Source organism: Shewanella electrodiphila (assembly GCF_023283985.1).
GTDB lineage: Bacteria > Pseudomonadota > Gammaproteobacteria > Enterobacterales > Shewanellaceae > Shewanella > Shewanella electrodiphila.
This window is the reverse complement of record NZ_JAKIKU010000004.1, coordinates 46,310-68,285: the sequence shown is the minus strand read 5'-3', so window position 1 is coordinate 68,285 and position 21,976 is coordinate 46,310. Positions and strand designations below refer to the sequence as shown.

The window sequence follows — 21,976 nt, the reverse complement described above, 5'->3', positions numbered from 1 at the left end:
TACGTTTGCCCTTCATCATTTAGGAATATGTTTATGTCTTCACACCCATTTGACGCCTTAACCTTAGACAATGGCGCACAACTGATTTTTACCCCTTGTCCTGGTACTAAAGAGGCCTCATTAACTGATTCAGTTGCTACCTTAAAGCAAGCTGGTACTGATATGCTGCTGACGTTAATGTTTGATAAAGAAATGGTGGCTAATAATGCTGAGTCTTTACCGAATGTCTGCGCTGAGAATGATATTTGCTGGATTCAATTACCTATTCTTGACGATGCAGCGCCTAATGAAGTATTTGAAGCAGCGTGGCAAACGCACAAAGATGAAATACTTGAGCTAGTCTCACAAAAAGGCACCATTGCCGTTCACTGTAAAGGCGGCACTGGGCGTACAGGTTTAGTGATCGGTTTAATCATGTTGGCACATGGCATACCAGCCGATAAGGTGATTGCTGAAGTGCAAAATATTCGCCCTAAAGCGCTTAAAAATCCTGTGCAAGTGGCTTATTTTAATTCTTACGCTTAATTATCCTTTCGTCAGTATCGACTTCTAATGAGTGTCTTTTAGATTGGCGGTACTGACCACTTCTTACCTTCTTTTAAATACCCTAATTTAATACAAGTTTTTCTCTCTGATGCTTTTAAACGCTATCTAAAGCAGTTCTGGTCGAATATATCCTCACATCGTTTACTTAAAAATCTGCTGACCGAGTATCTGAATTTAGCTGAGTCACTTATGGTTTTGATTGCTGTCGCCATACAATAAAGTTCGAAACTTTACCTAGCTGAAGCCTTGATGTTTACGTTACAACAGATTCATCAAGTAACATTAAAGCTTGAAACTCACTTCTGGACACAAACATACCAGCGGATGTGCTAAATTAGCATCCTATGATTAATTGCAGACATGGAAAATCACTTAACTTGGTGTCCAATGTTGATGGTACAGATCAGATTGTGAATATTCTATGTTCTGCAATATTCGCTTATCTTCTTCTCAAACTCTCTAACTAACCCTTTGGGTACTCGAAGGTTAACCGTATCAGGTTGCTCTACTTTGTATACTCCTCGATAGTTGAGAGTGCATACTCTGACAATTTCAAACAATGCTTCAATTGGGTCGATACCGTGTTCATCAACAAATTTAGGGTATTTACCATGGTCTGAGAATATTGATATTCCCCCATGTACAAACTTACTCCTCAATTCGTAAATAGTTTTTATTTTTGATTCGATTCTTACGATATCACTGGCGTCTCTACTTACCCCACCAACTATAGAAGCCTTGTTACTTCTTTCCATACCGTAGAGTGCATCTAACGCAATAAATTGGTTTAGGAACCTCTCTCGTCTATCATGAGTCCAACCATGAGCGATAAAAGATAGTGCAGATTTCATCCTCTTAGTGGGAGAAGAAAAAATTTTCTGTAGATTGCCAGCGACTTCATCACTCAGGTTTATCTCATAAACAGAAGGTAGATTAGACCTTATTTGGCTAGTAGTAATTCTCGTAGAATCAAAAGAATTTATTCTACAATCAACTGTATCTTGATTGATTCTCAAAGGAGCATCGATAGTCGTGCATAATGCACCAAATAACCTGTCTAACTCTTCGGCAGCTTCATTTATTGAGCGTGCATAAACCAAAATAGCAGAACTATCAGTCAGTAGCTTATATATCCCGATAGGTTCACGGAGCAAATCTTTATCATCCAGAGCTTCTAAAGGGAAGTTTATTCCAGTTCGCATTCTCATATCGCCAAGTAGACTTTCTATTTGACCTGAACCATAAATACATAAGTTATTAGTGAGCCTATGCACTCCATCAGTATAAGCATAACGAATTGTGTAGACGTATGGTTTAAGAGCCTTTTGAGGCTCAATGTAGTCTACAAACAAAGTACTTAGATTATTTCGGTGTTGTTGTGAGAATATGGTACTTACTGGTTTATCCAGACTAGTTAACGATAAAAAATTCGCACTAATAATATTAAATGCATACGAGCAGAATTTTAGGAGTATTTCCTTTGCACTCTGAATATTATTGATACCTAATTCATGCCCTAACTCTTTAATCAGTCTGCTAGCACATTTATTTACATCTTCATCATTATATTTAAGCCAGAAAATGAAATCTCCAGCCATGGGTTTACCTATCTGAATAGATGAAACCCCATCTTTAGGACAGTAAAAGAAAGCGTTAGATAAATCTGCAGTTATGCTACTAGCGAATGAAGTATCCAATGGTTACCCTCTGTAAATCACCATCAACATGATGGACGTATTATTGCATATTAAGAGATTTAAATTAATTGAGTCAAAGAAGAACACCTCTTAGCGTACGAGTACTCGCTATCACACACAATATCTAAATGTTTTCTGGCACTAGCTCAACGACCTGTTATGAGGAGAAGTACTGCGTTTTCAGTGGCAAAAACTACAACTGAGTAAATACGTTAACAAGGAAAGGGGCAAAAACGAGTTACTAGAATCAACTTTGTACTTCATCAGTATTGGCTCTGTTAATGAGAGTCGTCACTTCAATCTAATCCATTGCCTGCCGCAGGCTTTTGTGCAGATACATCCAAGACACGCCGTAAACACATCCCTGTGGGCTCTGCGAAAACATCCATGTTTTCGAAGGTCTTGAACGCATCTACACTGGGTTTATTGTCTCTTCGATTTGACAGCATTGGTGATAATTTAAAGAGCTAAAGCTAGTAGATCTTGCATTTAAAAGACTCAATTTGAATTGAGGACGTTGAAGAAAATAGCGTGAGCCTGACAGGACGTCAGGCTAGCTTTCGCGGTGCAGGGATGCACCATCGGAAGCGTTAGCATTTTCGAATAAGGCCGAAGCAGTAATCAAACGAAGTCTAAAGCTGGATCATTCTCCGTTGAAAACATGCGTTTTTCAGCATTTTTCGTTAGGGGCGGCAGGGTGTTCCAAGAGGGTATTGCTGTTGATACCCTCTTGGTCTGGTGTGGGCGAAGCGCCACGACTTTGATTTTTTTCAAATGATAACTTCAAAATTTGAAACACGTTTTGGGGCAAAAGCTTGTTAAATGCTCCAATGGCTAGTATGAAAATTTTCAATCTTTAATGTCTCTATTTCACACTTCATTGTTTAGTTTCAGACCTTAATGTACGTCGACAATTGCAAATTAACCTGTGGTTCTGGCTATAAAATGGGGAATACTTAGCTTTGATAACAAAAAATTATGATTTTAAGAATTTTTAATGATTATATTTTTATAATACTAAGTCGTAAAATAGCTTTATTCGCTAGTGATAGCAGCACATTTATTTGCACATGCTTAAGGGTTTTTTATGAAATTTCTACACACGATGATCAGAGTTGCTGATCTTGATACATCAATAGAATTTTACACTCATGTATTGGGTATGAAGGTGTTAGAGCGTCATGAAAATACTGATTATCGCTATACCTTAGTGTTTGTTGGTTATGAGCAAGGCGGCACGACTATCGAATTGACCCATAATTGGGATACCAATGAATATGAAATGGGTAACGCTTTTGGTCATTTAGCCTTAGGTGTTGACGATATTTATGCGGCGTGTGACAAGATTAAAGCATTAGGCGGAAACATCACTCGCGAGCCAGGCCCTGTTAAAGGCGGCGAAACTCACATTGCTTTTGTTACTGATCCAGATAATTACCAGATTGAACTGATTCAATTAGATTAAGTTTTCCTTGGCATATTGCCGATTGATTTCCCATTTTCGTTATAAGGAAAGACCATGAAAGATGCATTATTTCAAACTATTCAATTAGGTGAACACGCCCTAAAAAACCGTATTGTTATGCCACCAATGACACGCTCTCGTGCAACACAGCCAGGTAACTCTGCAAACGATATGATGGCTGAGTACTATGGTCAGCGCGCACAAGCAGGTCTAATTGTGGCTGAAGGCACCCAAATTTCTGCAATGGGTCAAGGCTATGCTTGGACACCAGGCATTTACTCGCCTGAGCAAATTGCGGGTTGGAAGAAAACCACTGAAGCCGTGCATGCTAATGGTGGAGTTGTCTTTGCCCAGCTTTGGCACGTAGGTCGCGTTACCCATCCAGCAAACATTGGCGGTGAACAGCCAATTTCATCATCAGCGATGAAAGCTGAAAATGTAAAAGTATTCATTGATGACGGCAGCAATGCACCGGGTTTTGTGGATGTGGTTGAGCCACGTGCAATGACCAAAGCTGATATCGAACAAGTGATTGGCGAGTATCGTCAGGCTGCATTAAATGCCATTGAAGCAGGCTTTGATGGAATCGAGTTACATGCGGCAAATGGTTATTTGATCAATCAGTTCATTGATTCAGAAGCGAACGATCGCACTGATGAATATGGTGGCTCAATCGAAAACCGTCTGCGCTTTTTAAGTGAAGTCGTCACGGCGATGGTTGATGCCATTGGCGCTGATAAAGTGGGTGTGCGTTTAGCGCCATTTACCTCACTTAACGGCACTGTTGATGCAACGCCTGTTGAAACCTATACCGCTGCTGCAGCAATGCTTAATGGCCATAACATTGTTTATTTACACATCGCAGAAGTAGATTGGGATGATGCGCCTGAAACCCCACTTGAATTCAGACAAGCCGTACGTGAAGCTTACAAAGGCGTGTTAATTTACGCAGGTAAGTATGACGCAGCAAAGGGCGGACAAGCGATTAACGATGGCTTAGCTGACATGATTGGTTTTGGTCGTCCGTTTGTATCAAACCCTGACCTACCGAACCGCATCAAAAATGGTTACCCGTTAGTTGCCCATGATCCAGCTACCTTATTCGGCGGAGATGAAAAAGGCTTAACTGATTACCCAGAGTACAGTGAGCAGTAAACTAGCCCATGGCTAAAAAGATTGGCTAGTTGAATCCGCTGCGATCAACTAGAATAGAGATTAATAGCAACCTCGCTAACGCTTGGTTGCTATTTTTTTGGTATTTTAATTATTTAAATCCACCGTGATAAATCTCGTTGATTTCACAGTTTACAACAACGATGTTCGTGACTTTATCGATAATCGTTTATAACAGCGTCACTTCTTTTCATATTCATCAATTCCACTTTAGAGGCCATACATGCGCGGAGCCTTGTTTTTATTCATCGCCACTTTGTTGGCTGCACTTGGCTGGATTGCCTCGAAAGTCGTGGTAATGGATATGCCAGGCGAGACCTTTATTGCCAGTCGCTTCATGCTAGCAAGTCTAGTGTTACTGCCATTTTGCTATAAAAGCTTATGGCGTTTGCGGGCGAAACAAATTCTGCTTGCTTGTGGCGTGGGGATCTTTCTAGGTCTGGCACTATTGGTATGGGTACATGCGGTGTCAGTGACCCAAAGCTTGTCGGAAGGGGCATTCATTATGAGCCTAGCCATGATCATTGCACCGATGACAGCCTGGATTTTATTTAAGATTAAACCTAACAAAGCTTTTTGGTATGCCTTACCCATGAGTATTGCTGGGATGATGCTCATGACATTAACCAATGGCTGGCAAGTGGATGAATCTCAATGGTTCTTTTTATTCGCTTCAGCGTTATTGTCTGTTCATTTTGTATTAAATAAGAAGATCAGCAATCGTATTAAACCGTTAGATTCAATCTGCTTACAGCTGTTTATGGTAGGTTTAGTCGGCGGTATTTATGTTGCGTTCACGCAGCAAGCACCGTTTGAAGTCAGCAGTAACTTGGCGATATGGTTTGTGTTATCTACAGTGTTTGCGACATCGCTGCGTTACTTATTACAGACCATAGGTCAGTATTCTGTGAACATGGAAACCGCCGCGCTGATTATGGTTTTAGAGCCGATTTGGACCTTAATGTTGAGTATCTTGATGTTAGGTGAAAGCGTAGAAATGCAAAAGCTAGCGGGTGGCGTGGTGATCTTCTTGTCATTGATTATGTATATTAAGCTGTCAAAAAGAGATACGGCTCAGATCAAAAAATCATTACAATAATAACCTGACTAACGAAAGCTACTCATTGACAAAACGCCCTCAGAAGAGGGCATTTTGTTTAATGTGATAGCGTTAATTGCCATATATTGCTTTGACTCAATTCAATTCTATCGCAGGCCAAAAAGTTGCGCTGAACGGCTAAATTACAGTCACTGGGTGCTCTGCCTGAAAAATGATGCAGAGGCTTTATTTCGTTGTTGGTTAAATTTAATGACAGATACTCTTTGCCAAGTAGGTAATATATATAGTCTCCCTTTAGCTGCCAATGTCGCCAAGCTGCAATAGGGAAATCATCAATCAGTACCTTTTCTGCCACTTCATCATTTAAGTTCTCAGTACTTACATTTAAGTTTAATTGGAATAATCCAGGGTGATTGAATTTGCTAAAGTAGAGAGTTTGGTTATCTGCTTGAACGCTATAACCGCCTTTGGTGGTCAACTGTGAGGCTGTGTCTTGGTTAATATTACCTTGTGCATCAATTGGTAATTGCCAAATATTCCACTTGTTGTCTATTTCTGCGCTAAATAAGATGGCATTTTCACTTGCGGCAACATGATGTACTTGAGCAAAGCTTTCAGCTATTGCTTGCCAGCGTTGATCGTTTATTGAGTAGCGAAACAGTTGACTGTTAATACTCGCAATCAAATACTTATCGTTATGTGTCCAAGCCATTGCACTGATGTGCTTTATTTCACCTTTGAAGGCTGTTTGTATGAGCGTACTTTTACCATCTTTAATATAGATATTTCTTTCACCACTTCGATCAGAAATAAAAGCCATAATATTGCTTTGATTACCTAATACTGGTGTTTGATTGATACCTGAACTTGCTGTTAGTGGGGTGATGGTATCTGTTTTAACAACAGTATTATTGAGACTGGCGCTATCAGCTCTAGCTTCTTCAACACTAACCTCTTCAACACTAGTGGCCTCAACCGTAATAGGATAACTGACGATGTTCATTCTAATTTGGCTGCGCTCAGTGAGTATCGCTTGATCATTTTTCCCTGCTGCTAATCTAGCAAATTGATCGCTATGCTCTATTGGCGTTAATTGCTGCTTAGTTATGTCAAATATAAATAAGCCATCACTATTACTGGCCAGTAATTCAGTATCTGAGCGCCACATTAAACCAAAAACATCATCAATAAATGGATGGGTTTGCAGCAACTGATTATCGCCAAGGTCAATCAGTTTCATCGTGTCCTTGTTGTCAGCATCATATTCAATCACCGAAAGATATCGATTATCGCGAGACAGTGAAAAGGTGTAATCGCCAAGGTTATTACCGAATTGTTTGGGGTGAGTGATTTGCTGTTTTCTGCCTGTATCTATTTGCCAGGCATGGATGCTGTATGGCTCAGAGATACTCGGGCGAGATTGATACAATAATCGTTGTTTATGGCTATCGAAGGCGAGTTGTGTCACTACATTTATGCCGCACTTGAAAAGTGAGGTCACTTGCTGACTTACAGTATCTATTTGAACCATTTCACAATGACGGTCTTGTAAGTTATTTAATCGCGATGCGTAAACAAGATTGCCACTGCCAAATACGACATCAGTATAATAAAAACTATCTTGGGTTAGCGCTGAACGGGCGCCATTGTTTATTTGTAGATGAACTTGAGCATAGTCATCACTGCTTGCTCGATATAAGTACACTAATTGCTGGTTAGCTTGATGATAAGCAGGATTAAAAGCACTGCCAGTAATGGACGTTAGTGGTTTACGTTGTATCACTTGCAGTTGATGCTTTGCCAAAGGTTTAGTTTGTTTAACGATTGGAAAAGTGCCCCAAAGAGCAACTAAGGTTAAAGTAAGGAACGAAATACTAATTAAAAGTAGGACGGCTATATTTTTTCTTTTTGGATTAATAGCAATTGCTTGAGTCTCTGTTCGAGATTCTTTATGACCATTATTATCTAATAGCAGAGACGGATTTTCAGCGAATGAATCAGTTGTGTTTTCACTGTTTGTTTCTGCATCTTCCTGAGTTGGGCTGACAGTAAATCGATATCCAACTTTACTGACGGTTTTAATCCATTGTGGTGACGAGGGGGTATCTTCAATGAGCTTTCTTAACTCGCCGATAGCGCGATTGACTGCAGCATCACTGACTATTCTGCCTTGCCAAACAGTGTTGACTAATTCTTCTCTAGAAATGGCTTCTAAAGGGCGCTGACAAAAAAATAATAACAGTTCAAATACCCTAGGTTCGCATTCCAGGTGCTCGCCTTTTTTGGTTATTTTGACTTGTTCAACGTCAACAATGATATCGCCAAAGGCAAATCGCATTTATATCCTTATGATTTTATTAATCATTATTATTCCATTATCAAACCATTCTTACCTCTTTATTGCTTGAAAGCAAGGTCGCTACACACTATGTGAACGAAAGCAAAGCACTTAAAAATGTTAAAGGGAATGATATGAAAAAAAGCACAAAGCAAGTAAGGATTAATTTTCAACTGATAAACAAGCCAAGTCGACAGTATAAAAACTTAGCAGCTTGTACGGTATTAACTGGGCTGCTCATGGGATGTAGCGGAAGTAATAGCAACGAATCAGTTGATGCCCCAAAGGTTACAGATGAAACGCCTAAATGTGCAAGTAAAGCGCCTTTAGAGGGTTCTAGCTGCTTAAGGCTTGATGAGCGTGACGTGATTATTTACACCCCTGATGAAGAGATAAAAGGTATCGCATTATTCTTACATGGTGCGCCAGGAACACCCCAAAAAGTGTCTGGGATTTTTGATGCGAAAACCATTACCGAAGAACAGCAATTACTGTCAGCTAGCCCGCAGGGCAGTAATGAGTTTTGGGGCTGGGATAGTTTAAATACAGAAAGAGGAGGCGCTGTAGATACAGATTTTATAGTGAATCTTATCACGCGCTTGAAAGCAGAAAATAATATTACTAGCGATAAAGTGTATGTGTTTGGTTATTCTGCTGGTGGATTTATGGGGTACAAATTGGCCTGTGAGATCCCAGAGCAAATTTCTGCAGTCGTATCCCTTGCTGGCCAGTTTCGCGGAGACTTTGAACAGTGCACAACTTCTACACCAGTGACCATACATCATTTACATAGCCCTAGAGATACCGATGTCCCTATGAATGGTAGAGTCGAGGGCGAAATCCAATCAGTGGATGGCACCTTAGCCCATTGGCGTCAAATCAATGGTTGTGACGAGACAACTGAAATAACGGCACATCCTGCAGTGAGCGCCTTGAGTAATGGCACTGAGACGAAGTTATGGCAAGGATGTATTAAGCCTGTACGTTTTTCAGAATTGAATAATGTACCTCATGAGGCGGTATATGATGCGGCAGCACTAAAGCAAATTTACACGCCGATTTTTAACTAATCCAAACATTAATCAGGCCGCTCAAAGGAGTCATTATGTATTTAAAATATGTTATCCGTTTCGCCACTGTGATTATTACAACGGGACTATTATCAGCTTGTGGAAGTGACTCTGTAATGAGTGAGCCTGCGCAAGAAACTCCCCCACCAAAAATAACAGAGACAAATACTGCTAGTAATCTAGCAATTCCAGATAATAGAGATGTTCAACATTATCAAGTGTTACTTTTTGGCAATAGTCATGTCTCTGCTCAGGCAAGCTTGATAACTAAACTGATTTTGGCAGGTAATAGCAACGTACAAGTTACTGCAGTGAATGCGGCTGGTGGGTATTTAGATAATCCAGTTAGTCAGCAGCGCAGGGTAGATATTTTGGCTTCAAAGTCATGGAGTCATATTATTTTACAAGCTCAAAAGTACTCACAATCAGGGACTGTATCTTATCCAACCATTGCTGCAAGAACATGGATAGCAACAGCGAAAGAGGCGGCAATTACGCCGATTCTATTTCCTGAACACCCACAAAAAGGCAGACCAGATGAAGGGCGGCAAGTACACTCACTGCATCAAAGTATTGCAGCAGTGCAAAAAGCCTGTGTTGCCCCTGTGGGATTAGCTTGGAATAAGACCTTAATGACGGATCCAAGTTTTAAGTTACACAGTACAGATGGAAATCATGCCTCGCTGATGGGCAACTTACTGACTGCTTTGGTGTTTTATGAAGTGATAACTGGCCAGTCTGCAGATTTGTTGCCGTATATGGCTGATATCGCAGTTGAGGAGTCGACACAACAGCTATTGGGGCAAATCGCATCGGAAACAATTCAAGCTAACCAAGCGTGTGAGTTTGACTGAGGTTAATGGGTCGTAAGCAAAAGATTGATAATCACATCAATAATAAAGGGTCCTTAGTGGGTAACTAAGGACCCCGTTTTGTCGTCTATTACAGCTCTGACTCACCATCCATTTTTCTGAATACCCAATCCGGTAGCTTATGCCAGCTACCATAGTTTGGGTTTGACTTTAGTACTTCTTGTTGCGACTGCCATTCAATCTCGCCTTCAGCGTTTTTGCTCACTTGCCAATACAGAGATGATTGCTGGGCAAATAGGTAATGATGCAACTTCTCAGCAAAGGCTGCACTGTGAACAAATAACCCAAACTCCACATTGATAAAGTCTGAGCGCGGATCAAAGTTAGACGACCCGACATAAGACACGCGGCTATCTAAAATGATGGTTTTATTGTGATAATAAGTATCGCCATGATAAAAGTGGTCATCATTTTTAGCCGTGTCTTTATATTCGAAAATATCGACGCCCATATCCAGTAAGGTTTTACGGTGTTCTTCATAGTAGGCTGGTATAAATAACGAGTCGTTCGATGCTGATGAGTTTGTGACTAGCTGTACTTTTGCACCTTGCTTTGTAAGCTTTGATATCACCGAAAAATCACCGTCGGTTGGCACAATATATGGGGTTGAAATAACCGCCTCTTTGGCATTAGCCAATTCATCCTGGATTGCAATTTCAGCACGTTGTCTAAAGTAAGGTAAACGGTTTTCCATTTTCTTTAGCGAATCAAACACTGGGGAAACGGTAACATCAATCCACTGCGCTGCTGGCATTGTGTTGATGGTGTGCTCAATATCGGCAATAATTTCAGCATGCTTTTTTGTTGCCTTATTGAAGGCTTTTTTAAAATAGCGGGTATCGTTAATGTCTTTTTTAACATGAATCAGCTCGGCAATAGGCACTAAGTGTTCACTGTGCCACTGACGCTCGTAATTGACCGCGAAAGGCGCGATGACGTCACCTGAAAATAAAACATCTAGGTCGTAAAAGTTGGCCGCTTTACTGTAACCGAAATATTCGTCACCGATATTTCTACCACCTAAAATCATGTACTGATGATCAATGTTAAAGTATTTTTCGTGCAGGCGATTATCTAGCTTCTGCTGATGAATTTGAAAATCAAAAGCCCGTCCAGCCCAACCCATTTTGCGCGAATTAAAAGGGTTAAATATTCTGATTTGTACATTAGGGTGTTTATCAATATCAGCTAACCATTTGTCATTAAACACTAATAAGTCATCTAGGGTTAACCTAACTTTGACGCCGCGATCGGCAGCCTTGCTAATTTCATTTAGCAGGCTTAGTCCTAAGGTATCGCCATTCCATGAAAAATAGGTCATGTCGATGCTACTTTTGGCTTGCCTGACTAACTCAATACGGTGTGCAAATGCTTCATTGGCTCTAGGGATGATATAAGCTTTAGCTTGATAATCACGCTTTTGAAAGTTGGCCTCAAAATCGTCTGGTACGCTTGGGTTCGGGGTGGCGCAGCCGCTTAACAGCAAGATGCCACATAGCAAAGCCCAAATGGAATTGTGCTGGTTAAGTTTGAATAATGTCATTGAAAATATTTTACCTTAGCAAGAAAAAGTCATAGAAAAGGCCAGCGAACTGGCCTTATTAACATGTCATTAGTGTGTTGTGCTAGACACCTGGTTAATGCTTACATGTAACCTAATATTAGATTTAGGTTTTCTAGTCCTTGTAGGCGGCCGTCGCGTAATTCTGGGTCGACGCCTGGTTGTTTGCTATCCCAATCTTGGGTGAAGGTTTCAACGCCATCTTCATCAAACACAAGTACGCTGTCACTGTTGTATTGGTAGTCGCTAAATAGTTCATCGCTGAACCATAGACGAGACATTCTATCCATCAATGCTTGGTCTTTAGTGCTTACTTTTACTGAAGAACCATCCAGTTTTAACGGTTTGTTAAACACAAATGGCAGTTCTGATGCATTACAAGCACCGCTAATACAGCTTACAGTCTTAAGTACATCGCCAATATCCACAGCGCCTTCTTGTCCATCGGTATTGTAAGTCCATACGTTAAAGCTTGCGTGATAACCAAATTGGTAAAAGGTCGCTTCTACATTATCCTCTTGGCTGTCGCGAGCCTGTTTACGTGCAGGTCCTGCAAATAACACGTCATTCAACATCATTTTAAACTGCTTCATGTTGGCTAACGCGCCTGACACTTCACCTTCTTTGTTTGGGTAAAAATCAGTTAAGCCTAATAAGCCATTCGTGGTGTCACCATTACCTAAACCAAAGTAAAACTTGGTAATCGCCTCGTATGCAGAGCTTGGTAAAATATCGCCAAGTTCGACTTGCGCTTTAATATCATCAGCAGTTAGTTGGGCTATTTCTTGCTCTACTAATGCCATGTTATTTTTGTCTGCAAGCCACTCAATCATGTTTTGGTTAACATCGCCTTTTTCGATTAAGTCTTGGTCATCTTCAGTCATTAAGTTAATAATGGTTGGAATTAAAAACGTTAAGCTTGGCAGCATAGCGGTGCTGCTAGCTTCGTCAGTGTTTGACCCCACAACCGTTGGCACAGTGAAGTGATCAAGTGCTGGCTGAGTTCTTAAGTGATAACCTTTAATGGTTGAACCAAAAATCGGTTTTTTATATTCAATGTAAGGCGCGAAAGGCATTAAGTTTGCCAATGGCGTCGTTTCATTTGAAACCTTACTGGTTAAACAAACACCACTGCCAACTAAGTTGTCTAAGTCAACACAAGATAATCCAGTCCAGTCGCCAATGCGCGAAAGCGCTGATGATGCTTTTCTTTGTACTTCTAACAATTGATCAAGTGGCAAATCTTTTAAATCAACTTGGTCAAGCTCAGGCATTTCGGCCTGATAATCTGCTATTTTATCGGCAAAGTCTTCTGCTTGGTCGTAACTACGATAATCGAAACCTGCTGGATTACTTTGCATGATCGCGCGAGTAAAGTACTCACCTGACATCGGCTCTTCGGTGTCAGTTTGCTGTAAAATACCGACAGACATAGCGCCAGCGCCTTGACCCATTAAGGTGATATTTTCAATATCACCGCCGAATTCTGCGATGTTTTGGTTAATCCACTTAAGGGCTGTTTTTTGGTCGCCAAGGCCATAGTTGCCGCCCTGCGAATCTTTCAGCCAGTGGCTGCCTAACATGCCTAAACGATAGTTAAGGGTAATGGCAATAAATGGGTTACCTTCAGCTGTACCTTGAGCGACAACGGTATCGCCATGAATAAGCGGTTCAGAACCTGCACCAGACTCGAAATCGCCACCATGAATAAATACATAAACAGGTAATGATGTCTCTTCTGCGACATCTGCAGGACGCCAAATATTAAGGCTTAAACAATCTTCAGATTGCAGTTCCTGTGTGGTTTTAAGCTGGGGACAAGCAAAACCAAACTCTGTGGCATTAACTTCAGTTGTCATGTCGCTTACGCCGCTGTGAACAAATCGTTCTGCTGTTGCGTAAGTAATGCCTTTAAAGCTTTCAATGCTGGCTAAAGACTCTTCGCCGTCACTTGAAGTGACTACGTGAGATTCTTTTGTTGCTGTAATAATGCTGTTACCGATTTCAAGGCTGACTTCTTCAGATGGTAACGGCTGAAGTTGTGGTGGTGGAGTCGGTGTTGTTTCTGGCGTCTCATCACTATCACTACCGCAAGCGGCTAAAGTCAGTGTAATGGTAACGGCTAGTAGTGTTTTATTGAACAAAGTCATCGTTGTATCCTGTAATACTCTAGCTGTTATAAGCTAGGCTATTGACGTAGCCAGCAGTTCGCCAAGTTAGGCTTACTGATTATTGTTAAGGTCTGTTGGCTGCGCTGTCAGTGAATGTGGGTGTATAATAATTGCTCAAGCTATCTATCTGTAATCGCATATGTAGGATGGAGTCCTCATTGAGTTTTCAGCCTACATAGCCATAGTCAGTGATATTGAGCTAGCCTTTAGTTGGCTAGCTCGTCATGTGCTTTGTCGAACAATTAATATTTAGAAGTGGTAGCCAAAGTTAACCGTAAATGAGTTACGTGTTTCGCCTTTGTTGTAAAGCACACTCAGGTTGTAGTTTTTGCCAAATTGCTTGTTAAATCCGATTAAGTAAGCCCATTTGTTTAGGTCTACGCCGACGTTATAGAAAAATTCTTCTCCGCCTAGTTCAACACCAGCAATCGTGCCTTCCATATTCGGCTTTAAGCCTTGATACTCAGCACCAACAAAAATTTGTGCACGGTAATCAGCTAATTGGTAACCCAACATAGGTTGAATCGTTAAGATACCGTCGCTCCATTTATCACTACCTTCCATTTTTGTTTTGGTGTAAGTGGTTGTTACTGAGGCAAAAAGCTGTTTGTAGCCAACTGATAAAGTCGTACCGATACCGGCTAAGTCATAATGTAAATCAAGTGGCACTGATAATGTGCCCGAGTTACATAATGCAGATAGCTCATCACATAGTGCGTTACCTAATCCTGGTAGTTTGTTATTCAGTGCATCTTGTAGTTGGCGACCAATTTCACCGGTGTACTCCGCATCAACCTGGGCATCAACATTCAGTTTTCCGTAGTAGCCAAACACATTCCAAAATGGCAGGATGTTCATTTCACCGCGTAAAGTTAATGTTTCAGCATTCACTTGGGCTACCGATTTATAGGGATCGAATAGCTCATTTAACTTAATGCCCATAATGTCAAAGTCAGTAAAGCCAAAGTTCATATCTTGGTTGCGGTACGCCATAGAGATACCAAACGGTAAAGGCACATCAATGCCTTGCTGGCGAACCATGTCACTCATTAAAGGAAAGACTCTGTCTAACTTTACGCTTTCCTCTTTGTATCTCGGATCAGATACCTGTGATAAACGTGCTTCGTTTAGCACTTTAGAGTGTGTTTCATCATCGTAAAAAACCACAGGTTCAACCAAGGTAGTAACACTCACAGGTTGGGCTTTTTTATTCATGCCAATAGCTTGGATGTGCTTTTGCTTAATTCTGACGCCTTCATCGTGAACCTCAAAATCAACCACTTGTTGATAGTCATTAATTCGAAAATTTTGGTATGCAAAATCACGAGTATTTTTAATAACCATACGCACTGGTTGATTGTTTTCCGCAATGATTTTAACTCGCATAAAACGGAAATAAGCGATGTCTTGTGGTAAGCCAAATTTTGAATAGTTAAATGCAATTTCTACCTGACCATTACCCAGCTCAGTTGCAGTAACAGAGTTTGGATCGTAGCTTTGGGCATATTTACGTAAGCGATACTCAATTTTGGTGTTGGCTTCAATTTCATTGATGATGTCTTCATTTTCATCAACCTTGGATGGGTCGTATTTAATCCTAAGGTCAATGTTGCCTTTCTCATCAGTATTTTGAACCAAGAAGACTTCTGAACGACGCTCTTGGTCACCCACTTTAGTTGTGCGGCTTACATGCTCGACCAAGTGCTCACCTTGCGCTAATGAGCTCAAGCCAAGTTTAGGTAAGTCATCATCGATACCGTATTTAGCAAAAATAGCTCTGCCTGTCACTGGCGCTTGTTGATGCTGCTCAATAGTGGATTCTTGTGCTTCTTCAGCTAATGCATGCACTGGGTAATTGAGTGCTAACAAGCTAAGGCCAATGGAAAAGACTTGCTTAGGCAAAGATGATTTCCAATTTTTAGTAAAGTACATTTTTTGCTCCTACTGAACCGCAAAACTATGCGTATTCAATCGTTATTGATATCAACTGACGAACCTTGGTCAGTTGTAAACCTCACACAATTTCTGCTTTAAAAGTGGCGCATCTTATGTGCTGCTCATCTTTTGGCATGGATGTCATTGCACTGGTCTTAATGTGTTGGCGAGCATTCTAGGGGTAATCATTAACTCAAGTTAATCGCGTTTGTAGGATGAAACCCTCAGGTTGTTTTTTGCTCGCTGAGGTTTATTTGTTCTTTATTAAGTCGTGGGAGCGAGTTAATTGAGCTGAATGGCAATTAACCAATTGCCAATCGTCGATTGGTTTTAAGGGCGTAGTTTTAATCGCTTAGTTTTAGTCGCTTAGTTCTAGGCGCTTAGTTATAGACGCTTAACTTTAAAGATTTAGCCTAAGGCGCTTAGTTATAGTCGCTTAGCTTTAAACGCTAAGTTATAGGCGCTTAGTTTTAGACGCTTAACTTTAAAGATTTAGCCTAAGGCGTTTAGTTATAGACGCTTAGCTTTAGTCGCTTAGCTTTAAACGCTTAGCTAAGGTTTTGTGCTTTTAAACGGAAGATGACTCTTGGAAGAGGTGGTGATTTGATTTGTTATTTTTTATTGGAGCAAGCCAAAACACTCAGCAAGAGAGTTAAAGGTATGGATGTTCTAGGCGAGGGTTTAATCCTACAAACGTGATTTAAGTGCAGGCTAGTTTGTCTTTATAGTGCCCCAATTCAAGCTGCATATATGACGTTAGCCTTAAAATAAATACACCATGGTGTGCTTATTAGGGGGTAATTAGTCATAACAGATATAACCCCGTTTATTGAACGATAAGCCTTCCTGTTTACTGCTAATAAAAACAGTTAAACGAGTGAGATGCATGTCGCTATACAGACCAAAAGAGAGATAGCATGACTCATATTAAGAAATTAGCTGCATTATTGTTAGTGACCATTTTAATGGGCTGTAGCACGACGCATACACTAGATATTCGTATTCCTGAAAAAGGATATGAACAGGCTATCGTTGGTGATATTGCCGATAATACATCGAAAGAACCTTTACGTTTTTGGGCCGGTGAGCAGGATGATTTTTTATATTCAGAGCTTAACAAATCAACTCCACTGAAGGTTCAAGGTGATGCGTTAAATATTCTCGTGCTATCGGGGGGAGGTGCTAAAGGTGCGTTTGGTACTGGTATCGTAAATGGCTTATATGAACAAGATAAACTTGAACAATACACCATTGTAACAGGCGTGAGCGCTGGTGCTCTTATTGCACCATTTGCATTTTTAGGTGGCGATGAAGTTCCTCGACTAAAAGAAGTCATGTTAGGTATCACAGATAAAGAAGTGATTGGTAAACGTAATTTTTTAAATACGTTATTCAAAGATGGGTTTAGCAATGGCGACAATATGTTCGAGTTTATTACCCATGTATATAACCCAGAAATGATTGAGCAAATCGCCAAGCAACATCAAGCGGGTCGTCGACTCTTTATTGGCACCACTCAATTTGATTCAGATCGTTTATCAATTTGGAATATTGGTCAAATTGCCAATAGCGATATAGAAAATAAACAGGCTTTAATTCATCAGATTATTGCTGCTAGTTCGTCAATTCCTGGGGTTTTTCCGCCGCAGTTCATTCAAGTGAATTATCAAGGTGAACAGTACGAAGAATTACATGTAGATGGCGGTTTATCGGCGCAAATGTTCTTTGAACCGACTCAAACTGACTTTAACAAAGTGTCCAAAGCTTTAGGGTTAACGCAGCAGCCTTATATTCATGTTATTCGCAACGGCATGTTTAATATGCCCTATGAACCGACGCCAGATAAAGGCATGAAACTCTTAACCCGCAGTTTAAAAAGCTTAACCGTACTGCAAAGTCGTGGAGACTTATACAAGATGCTTTACGATAGTGAACTTCAGCAAATCGATTTACGTTTTACCTATGTTGATGATGAGTTTTCAGCGCCATCAAAAACCAAAGCAATGTTTGACCTTGAATACATGAAAGCGCTTTATCAATATGGCTTTGACAAGGTGGTAAATGACACCGTGTGGTCACAAAAACTGCCATAAGTAACACCGTTATAAGTATGTTTTACCCATAATTAGTATAAGAAAAGCAATCACTGAATTATCAATCTACTCGTTGGTTATTGGCGTTCGTTATCATGTTTTGTGGTGTCACGAATAGCCAACTTGCCTTAAGGCATTTTTTTCGTAACCAGTGCACGGAAGCAACACGTTAACCGGACTTTATGTCCGGTTTTTTTTGTCTATTTTTTAAGGCAGATATTATTTAAGGCTGAGTTTACCGGTTCAACTGTTATCAACTGTTAGATTGGCGGCATCAATGCCCATTTGATAACCAGACTCTAAGATGGCTTTATCTGTGGTTAGACGGCCAACATTGAATTCTGCTGGTGGAGCGATAACATTGATTTTGCAATCCAGGGGTGGTGACTGAATAAAATCAATCGCGTCATTATAACTATTGGCGCGATTAACCATTGCATTGGCTAATTGTGGGTGAGCTTTTAATGCACGCTTTATTAGCCAAGGTAGTTTCGGGGATTTCTTTCGGTAACCCAGTGGCCTTGATAACACGACAGTGATTTCTTTCGCTCCCATTTCGTAGGCTTTGATAATTGGAATCGAGTCAGCGATACCGCCATCTGTCATGGGGCTGCCTTGATAGGCTGGAAAATCTCTAAATGCGATAGGTACTGAACATGATGCTTTTAAGATATGTTCGATATTGTCAGCATTACTTTTAATATAAACCGCTTTTCCAGTAGTAATGTCTGTTGTGACCACAAATAGTGGGACCGGTTGTTGGCTAAAGGTGTCCATATCAAAGTGACATTCTTTGGCAAGAATATCCCATAACCAGTTTAGGTCTAGCCAGTGTCCACCTTTAATAAAACGTTTTAAATCAATAAATTCAGGCAAGCATGAGTAGTGGGTGATAATACGGTAATTTCGTTGCTTTTGATTTGAAAGCCAAGAGGCGAGATTAGTTGAACCAGCGGAAACACCGATACAAAAATCAAAAGGGCGATGGTTTAAATCAATAAAACGATCTAACACTCCTGAGGCAAAAATCCCTCGCATGGCACCACCTTCTACAATCAAGGCGTGAGGTGGGGGAGATGGCTGAAGTAAATTGGTATCCATGCTTGTGTTAACTGGTTTCATTTTGATTATTTAGTTATTTAGTTATTTAGTTATTTAGTTATTTAGTTATTTAGTTATTTAGTTATTTAGTTATTTAGTTATTTAGTTATTTAGTTATTTAGTTATTTAGTTATTTATGTACATTAGTTATTAGGCTGTAATTAGAAAGCCGCTTTCTATGTTAATCACCATAGAGTAAAGACTCAATCACTTCAATCTCAGATAGAGTTGCAGACAGTACCCAAGGCTGAGCTGTTATTAAGGTTTTAGTGTTTATGGAAGTATTTTGATTCTAATTGCGCTAACGTTAAGGGTTTATCGAAGTAGTAACCTTGTATTAGTTCACAACCATATGATTTTAAAGTTGAAAACTGTTCTTTTTCTTCGACCCCTTCAGCGACGACTTTGATATCGTAAGCTTCACTTATAGCTAAAATGGCTTTGACTAGGGCATTACTTTGAGGGCTGCTGATCATATTATTAATGAAACAGCGATCTATTTTGATTTCAGTTATTGGCAGTTCATTTAAATAGCTTAATGAAGAATATCCTGTACCAAAATCATCAAGGGAAATACCAAATCCTAGTGCTTTTAGTTCATTTAGAATAATGGATGTCTTTTTTAAATCTTTCAGCACTAAGTTTTCAGTAATTTCTAATGTAATACGTTGCTGATCAATATGGACCTCATTAACTATTTGAGTAATCGATTCGGCAAAATTGATATCCAATAATTGATGGGGAGAAATATTAATAGCCACACGGATCGCACTATCGCCATTGGGTGAGATGGCTAAAATATCTTCACAGGTTTTACGGAATATAAACAAACCTATGTTGTTTATTAGGCCCGTTTTCTCGGCAATATTAATGAAAATTTCTGGTGAGATGTTACCCAGTATTGGATTGTTCCAACGGGCTAATGCTTCAACACTCTGCAGTTTTTCAGAATTTGTGGTGATTTGGGGTTGATATAAGACGCTAATTTCATTCTTGGCTAAAGCGGATCTTAGCTGTTCTTCAAGTTGATATTCATAAGTTATTTGAGCATCGACCTCTTCATCAAAGAAATTGACCAAACCATTCAATTTGGCTTTGGATTTATAAAGTGCAATATCGGCTTTACGAATTAACCCTTCAGGGTCTTGGCTGTCAGAGGGGTACATACTGATCCCAATGCTACCTTTAATCTCATGATGATTGTCATTCAAGCTATATTCTCGATTAAAGATATCCTGGATCAAGACAACTTTTTGATGCACTTGATGAATGTTGTCTAAGTTTGGAAAGCAAAATGCGAACTCGTCTCCGCCAAAGCGTGAAGCTGTGTCTTCTGACACTATAGATTGTTCTATGTTTCGGCTCACTTCTTTGAGTAATTCATCCCCAACTGAATGGCCATAAACATCATTAATTTTTTTAAAATTATCGATATCAATCAATAATACTGCGAGTTTTTTATGCTTTTTGTTAGCGGTTTTGATCCCTTTAGCAATATGCTCTACGAAGCATAATCGATTTGGAAAACCTGTTAGGCCATCATGCATCGCCATATGTTTCATGGTGGCTTTGGAGTTTTCTAACCTTTTAAAGTCTTTCTCAATTTGAAACTTGAACTTTTTAAATCTTTTAGCAATTAAATTACTGGCGAATAGGCAGCCTCCCACCATAAAAAAGGTCGATAGAATACTTAAAGTTAGCACCTTCATCAGTTTTTCATGATTATTTAGAAGCAATTTCTCCTGTTTATTATTCAGATATTTTTCAAAGTCATGTGAATTGAAATGTGCCCCGACAACCCAGCCCCATGGCTCAAGTAATTTGGCATAACTAATTTCAACAGGGGCTCTTTTTTCTTTGGTTAAATTAGCTAAATCAAATTCCATGAAATTCCCCTCAATGCTAACTTGAGAGAGCAACTGATTGACTAATTCTTGAGTCGTGTGCTCATGGTGTTCGACGAAGTCATGTCGTTGATGGCTGATAGGGTTGGCCAGTGGATGACCACTCTTATTAATAATGAAGACACGCTGATGTTTGTCGTCATCATATTCAGAAATCCAGTTTAGGAGGGTATCTTTAATATCTTCTTCTACATCGGCGAGATATTCGCCTGTGCCGATAAACCAGTCATAGGGGCCAAATTGTTTGCCATAGCCCACTTTTTCGAACTCTTGGTTAGCTGGAAAGCCAGGTTTTTGATACCACCAATGATAAAAAGCTTCACCGTTATGCAGCTGTATTTTCTGGATGTGTTCTTTCAGGATATAAGTCCCACGAAGATCTTGAGCGTTCCATACTGAGGTATTTTCTAAATGAGGTTTTAATCCGTGTAGTACATTTATGCCATCCATTTGGAAAATAAAAAAATAACCTCTGCCATCATTAAACCTAATTGGCCTTAATGCATCAACAATCATTTTTTTGACTTCTGATTCAGGTTTATCTTGGTTGATATTAAAGATATTGAGAGCAATAGCGTGGGCTTCATTTACTCGCATTCTAGATAGGTTTTTTAGCTGTGAAAGCGCTGCACTTTTTTTGAATTCAATGATGTTTATAACTTGATTGACTTGCTGTTTGATTTCTTGTTTTTGGCGAGCAATGACGTCTTCTCTGAGGGATATTATACTGTTGTTGGCTTTTTCTTGGTTGTCACTGATGATAACAATATTAATAATAATCATGAAAAAGCACACTGTTAAGGCAGGTGCAAACTTAATTAAATTAATCAGTTTTTGGTCATTCCATAACACCATCATTATCTTTGTAAATCCTTTTACACCGAGATTAGCTTAAATTCAGTATAGAACAAAAATCACAGGCTTATTTAGAAAAAAAGTATAAATATCAGTTAATTTATTAAAGTTTGAAGTGTGTCTAACTATCGGTTT

Annotated in this window: 14 protein-coding genes; 7 read left to right on the top strand and 7 right to left on the bottom strand. The window is 39.8% G+C overall.

Annotated elements, in window-relative coordinates:
* The first annotated feature begins 33 nt into the window (after positions 1 to 33).
* Positions 34 to 525 carry a phosphatase domain-containing protein gene (locus L2737_RS08475; protein ID WP_248955449.1) on the top strand — a complete coding sequence of 164 codons (492 nt, stop codon included), beginning with the start codon at positions 34 to 36 and terminating at the stop codon, positions 523 to 525.
* A gap of 440 nt (positions 526 to 965) precedes the next feature.
* Here the strand turns inward: L2737_RS08475 and L2737_RS08470 are convergent, their stop codons facing one another.
* Positions 966 to 2,243 carry a HEPN domain-containing protein gene (locus L2737_RS08470; protein WP_248955448.1) on the bottom strand — a complete coding sequence of 426 codons (1,278 nt, stop codon included), beginning with the start codon at positions 2,241 to 2,243 and terminating at the stop codon, positions 966 to 968.
* A 1,087-nt stretch (positions 2,244 to 3,330) separates the two neighbouring features.
* On the opposite strand from L2737_RS08470, the gene gloA reads away from it, so the two are divergent.
* The 3 genes from gloA to L2737_RS08455 all read left to right on the top strand — a co-directional run bounded on the left by gloA (position 3,331) and on the right by L2737_RS08455 (position 5,980).
* Positions 3,331 to 3,708: a lactoylglutathione lyase gene (gene gloA / locus L2737_RS08465; protein ID WP_248955447.1), complete on the top strand. Its 378-nt coding sequence runs from the start codon at positions 3,331 to 3,333 to the stop codon at positions 3,706 to 3,708.
* Between the two features lie 54 nt (positions 3,709 to 3,762).
* Positions 3,763 to 4,863: an alkene reductase gene (locus L2737_RS08460; protein WP_102526531.1), complete on the top strand. Its 1,101-nt coding sequence runs from the start codon at positions 3,763 to 3,765 to the stop codon at positions 4,861 to 4,863.
* A gap of 241 nt (positions 4,864 to 5,104) precedes the next feature.
* The gene (locus L2737_RS08455) at positions 5,105 to 5,980 is read left to right on the top strand and encodes a DMT family transporter (protein WP_229370075.1); all 876 of its coding nucleotides are present in this window, start codon (positions 5,105 to 5,107) and stop codon (positions 5,978 to 5,980) included.
* A 58-nt stretch (positions 5,981 to 6,038) separates the two neighbouring features.
* Here L2737_RS08455 and L2737_RS08450 read toward each other — a convergent pair whose 3' ends face one another.
* Complete coding sequence (locus L2737_RS08450; protein WP_248955446.1) at positions 6,039 to 8,279, bottom strand: winged helix-turn-helix domain-containing protein; 2,241 nt, start codon at positions 8,277 to 8,279, stop codon at positions 6,039 to 6,041.
* A gap of 134 nt (positions 8,280 to 8,413) precedes the next feature.
* Between L2737_RS08450 and L2737_RS08445 the strand changes: the two genes are divergently transcribed.
* Entirely contained in the window at positions 8,414 to 9,349 is a 936-nt protein-coding gene (locus L2737_RS08445) for a CE1 family esterase (RefSeq protein WP_248955445.1), read from the top strand.
* Positions 9,350 to 9,384: 35 nt separating this feature from the next.
* On the top strand, positions 9,385 to 10,203 hold the full coding sequence (locus tag L2737_RS08440; protein WP_248955444.1) for a hypothetical protein: 819 nt from the start codon (positions 9,385 to 9,387) through the stop codon (positions 10,201 to 10,203).
* Between the two features lie 88 nt (positions 10,204 to 10,291).
* On the opposite strand, the gene L2737_RS08435 is transcribed toward L2737_RS08440, so the two are convergent.
* The 3 genes from L2737_RS08435 to L2737_RS08425 form a co-directional block, all read right to left on the bottom strand.
* Complete coding sequence (locus L2737_RS08435) at positions 10,292 to 11,764, bottom strand: phospholipase D family protein (protein WP_248955443.1); 1,473 nt, start codon at positions 11,762 to 11,764, stop codon at positions 10,292 to 10,294.
* Positions 11,765 to 11,865: 101 nt separating this feature from the next.
* Positions 11,866 to 13,932 carry a carboxylesterase family protein gene (locus L2737_RS08430; protein WP_248955442.1) on the bottom strand — a complete coding sequence of 689 codons (2,067 nt, stop codon included), beginning with the start codon at positions 13,930 to 13,932 and terminating at the stop codon, positions 11,866 to 11,868.
* Positions 13,933 to 14,202: 270 nt separating this feature from the next.
* Positions 14,203 to 15,885 carry a hypothetical protein gene (locus L2737_RS08425; protein WP_248955441.1) on the bottom strand — a complete coding sequence of 561 codons (1,683 nt, stop codon included), beginning with the start codon at positions 15,883 to 15,885 and terminating at the stop codon, positions 14,203 to 14,205.
* 920 nt (positions 15,886 to 16,805) lie between these two features.
* Between L2737_RS08425 and L2737_RS08420 the strand changes: the two genes are divergently transcribed.
* Positions 16,806 to 17,981 carry a patatin-like phospholipase family protein gene (locus L2737_RS08420; protein WP_248955440.1) on the top strand — a complete coding sequence of 392 codons (1,176 nt, stop codon included), beginning with the start codon at positions 16,806 to 16,808 and terminating at the stop codon, positions 17,979 to 17,981.
* A gap of 243 nt (positions 17,982 to 18,224) precedes the next feature.
* Here the strand turns inward: L2737_RS08420 and L2737_RS08415 are convergent, their stop codons facing one another.
* Both L2737_RS08415 and L2737_RS08410 read right to left on the bottom strand, forming a co-directional pair.
* Complete coding sequence (locus L2737_RS08415; protein ID WP_248955439.1) at positions 18,225 to 19,103, bottom strand: patatin-like phospholipase family protein; 879 nt, start codon at positions 19,101 to 19,103, stop codon at positions 18,225 to 18,227.
* Between the two features lie 245 nt (positions 19,104 to 19,348).
* Positions 19,349 to 21,844 (bottom strand): bifunctional diguanylate cyclase/phosphodiesterase, encoded by a 2,496-nt coding sequence (locus L2737_RS08410; protein WP_248955438.1) that lies wholly within the window; start codon positions 21,842 to 21,844, stop codon positions 19,349 to 19,351.
* Positions 21,845 to 21,976: the final 132 nt, after the last annotated feature.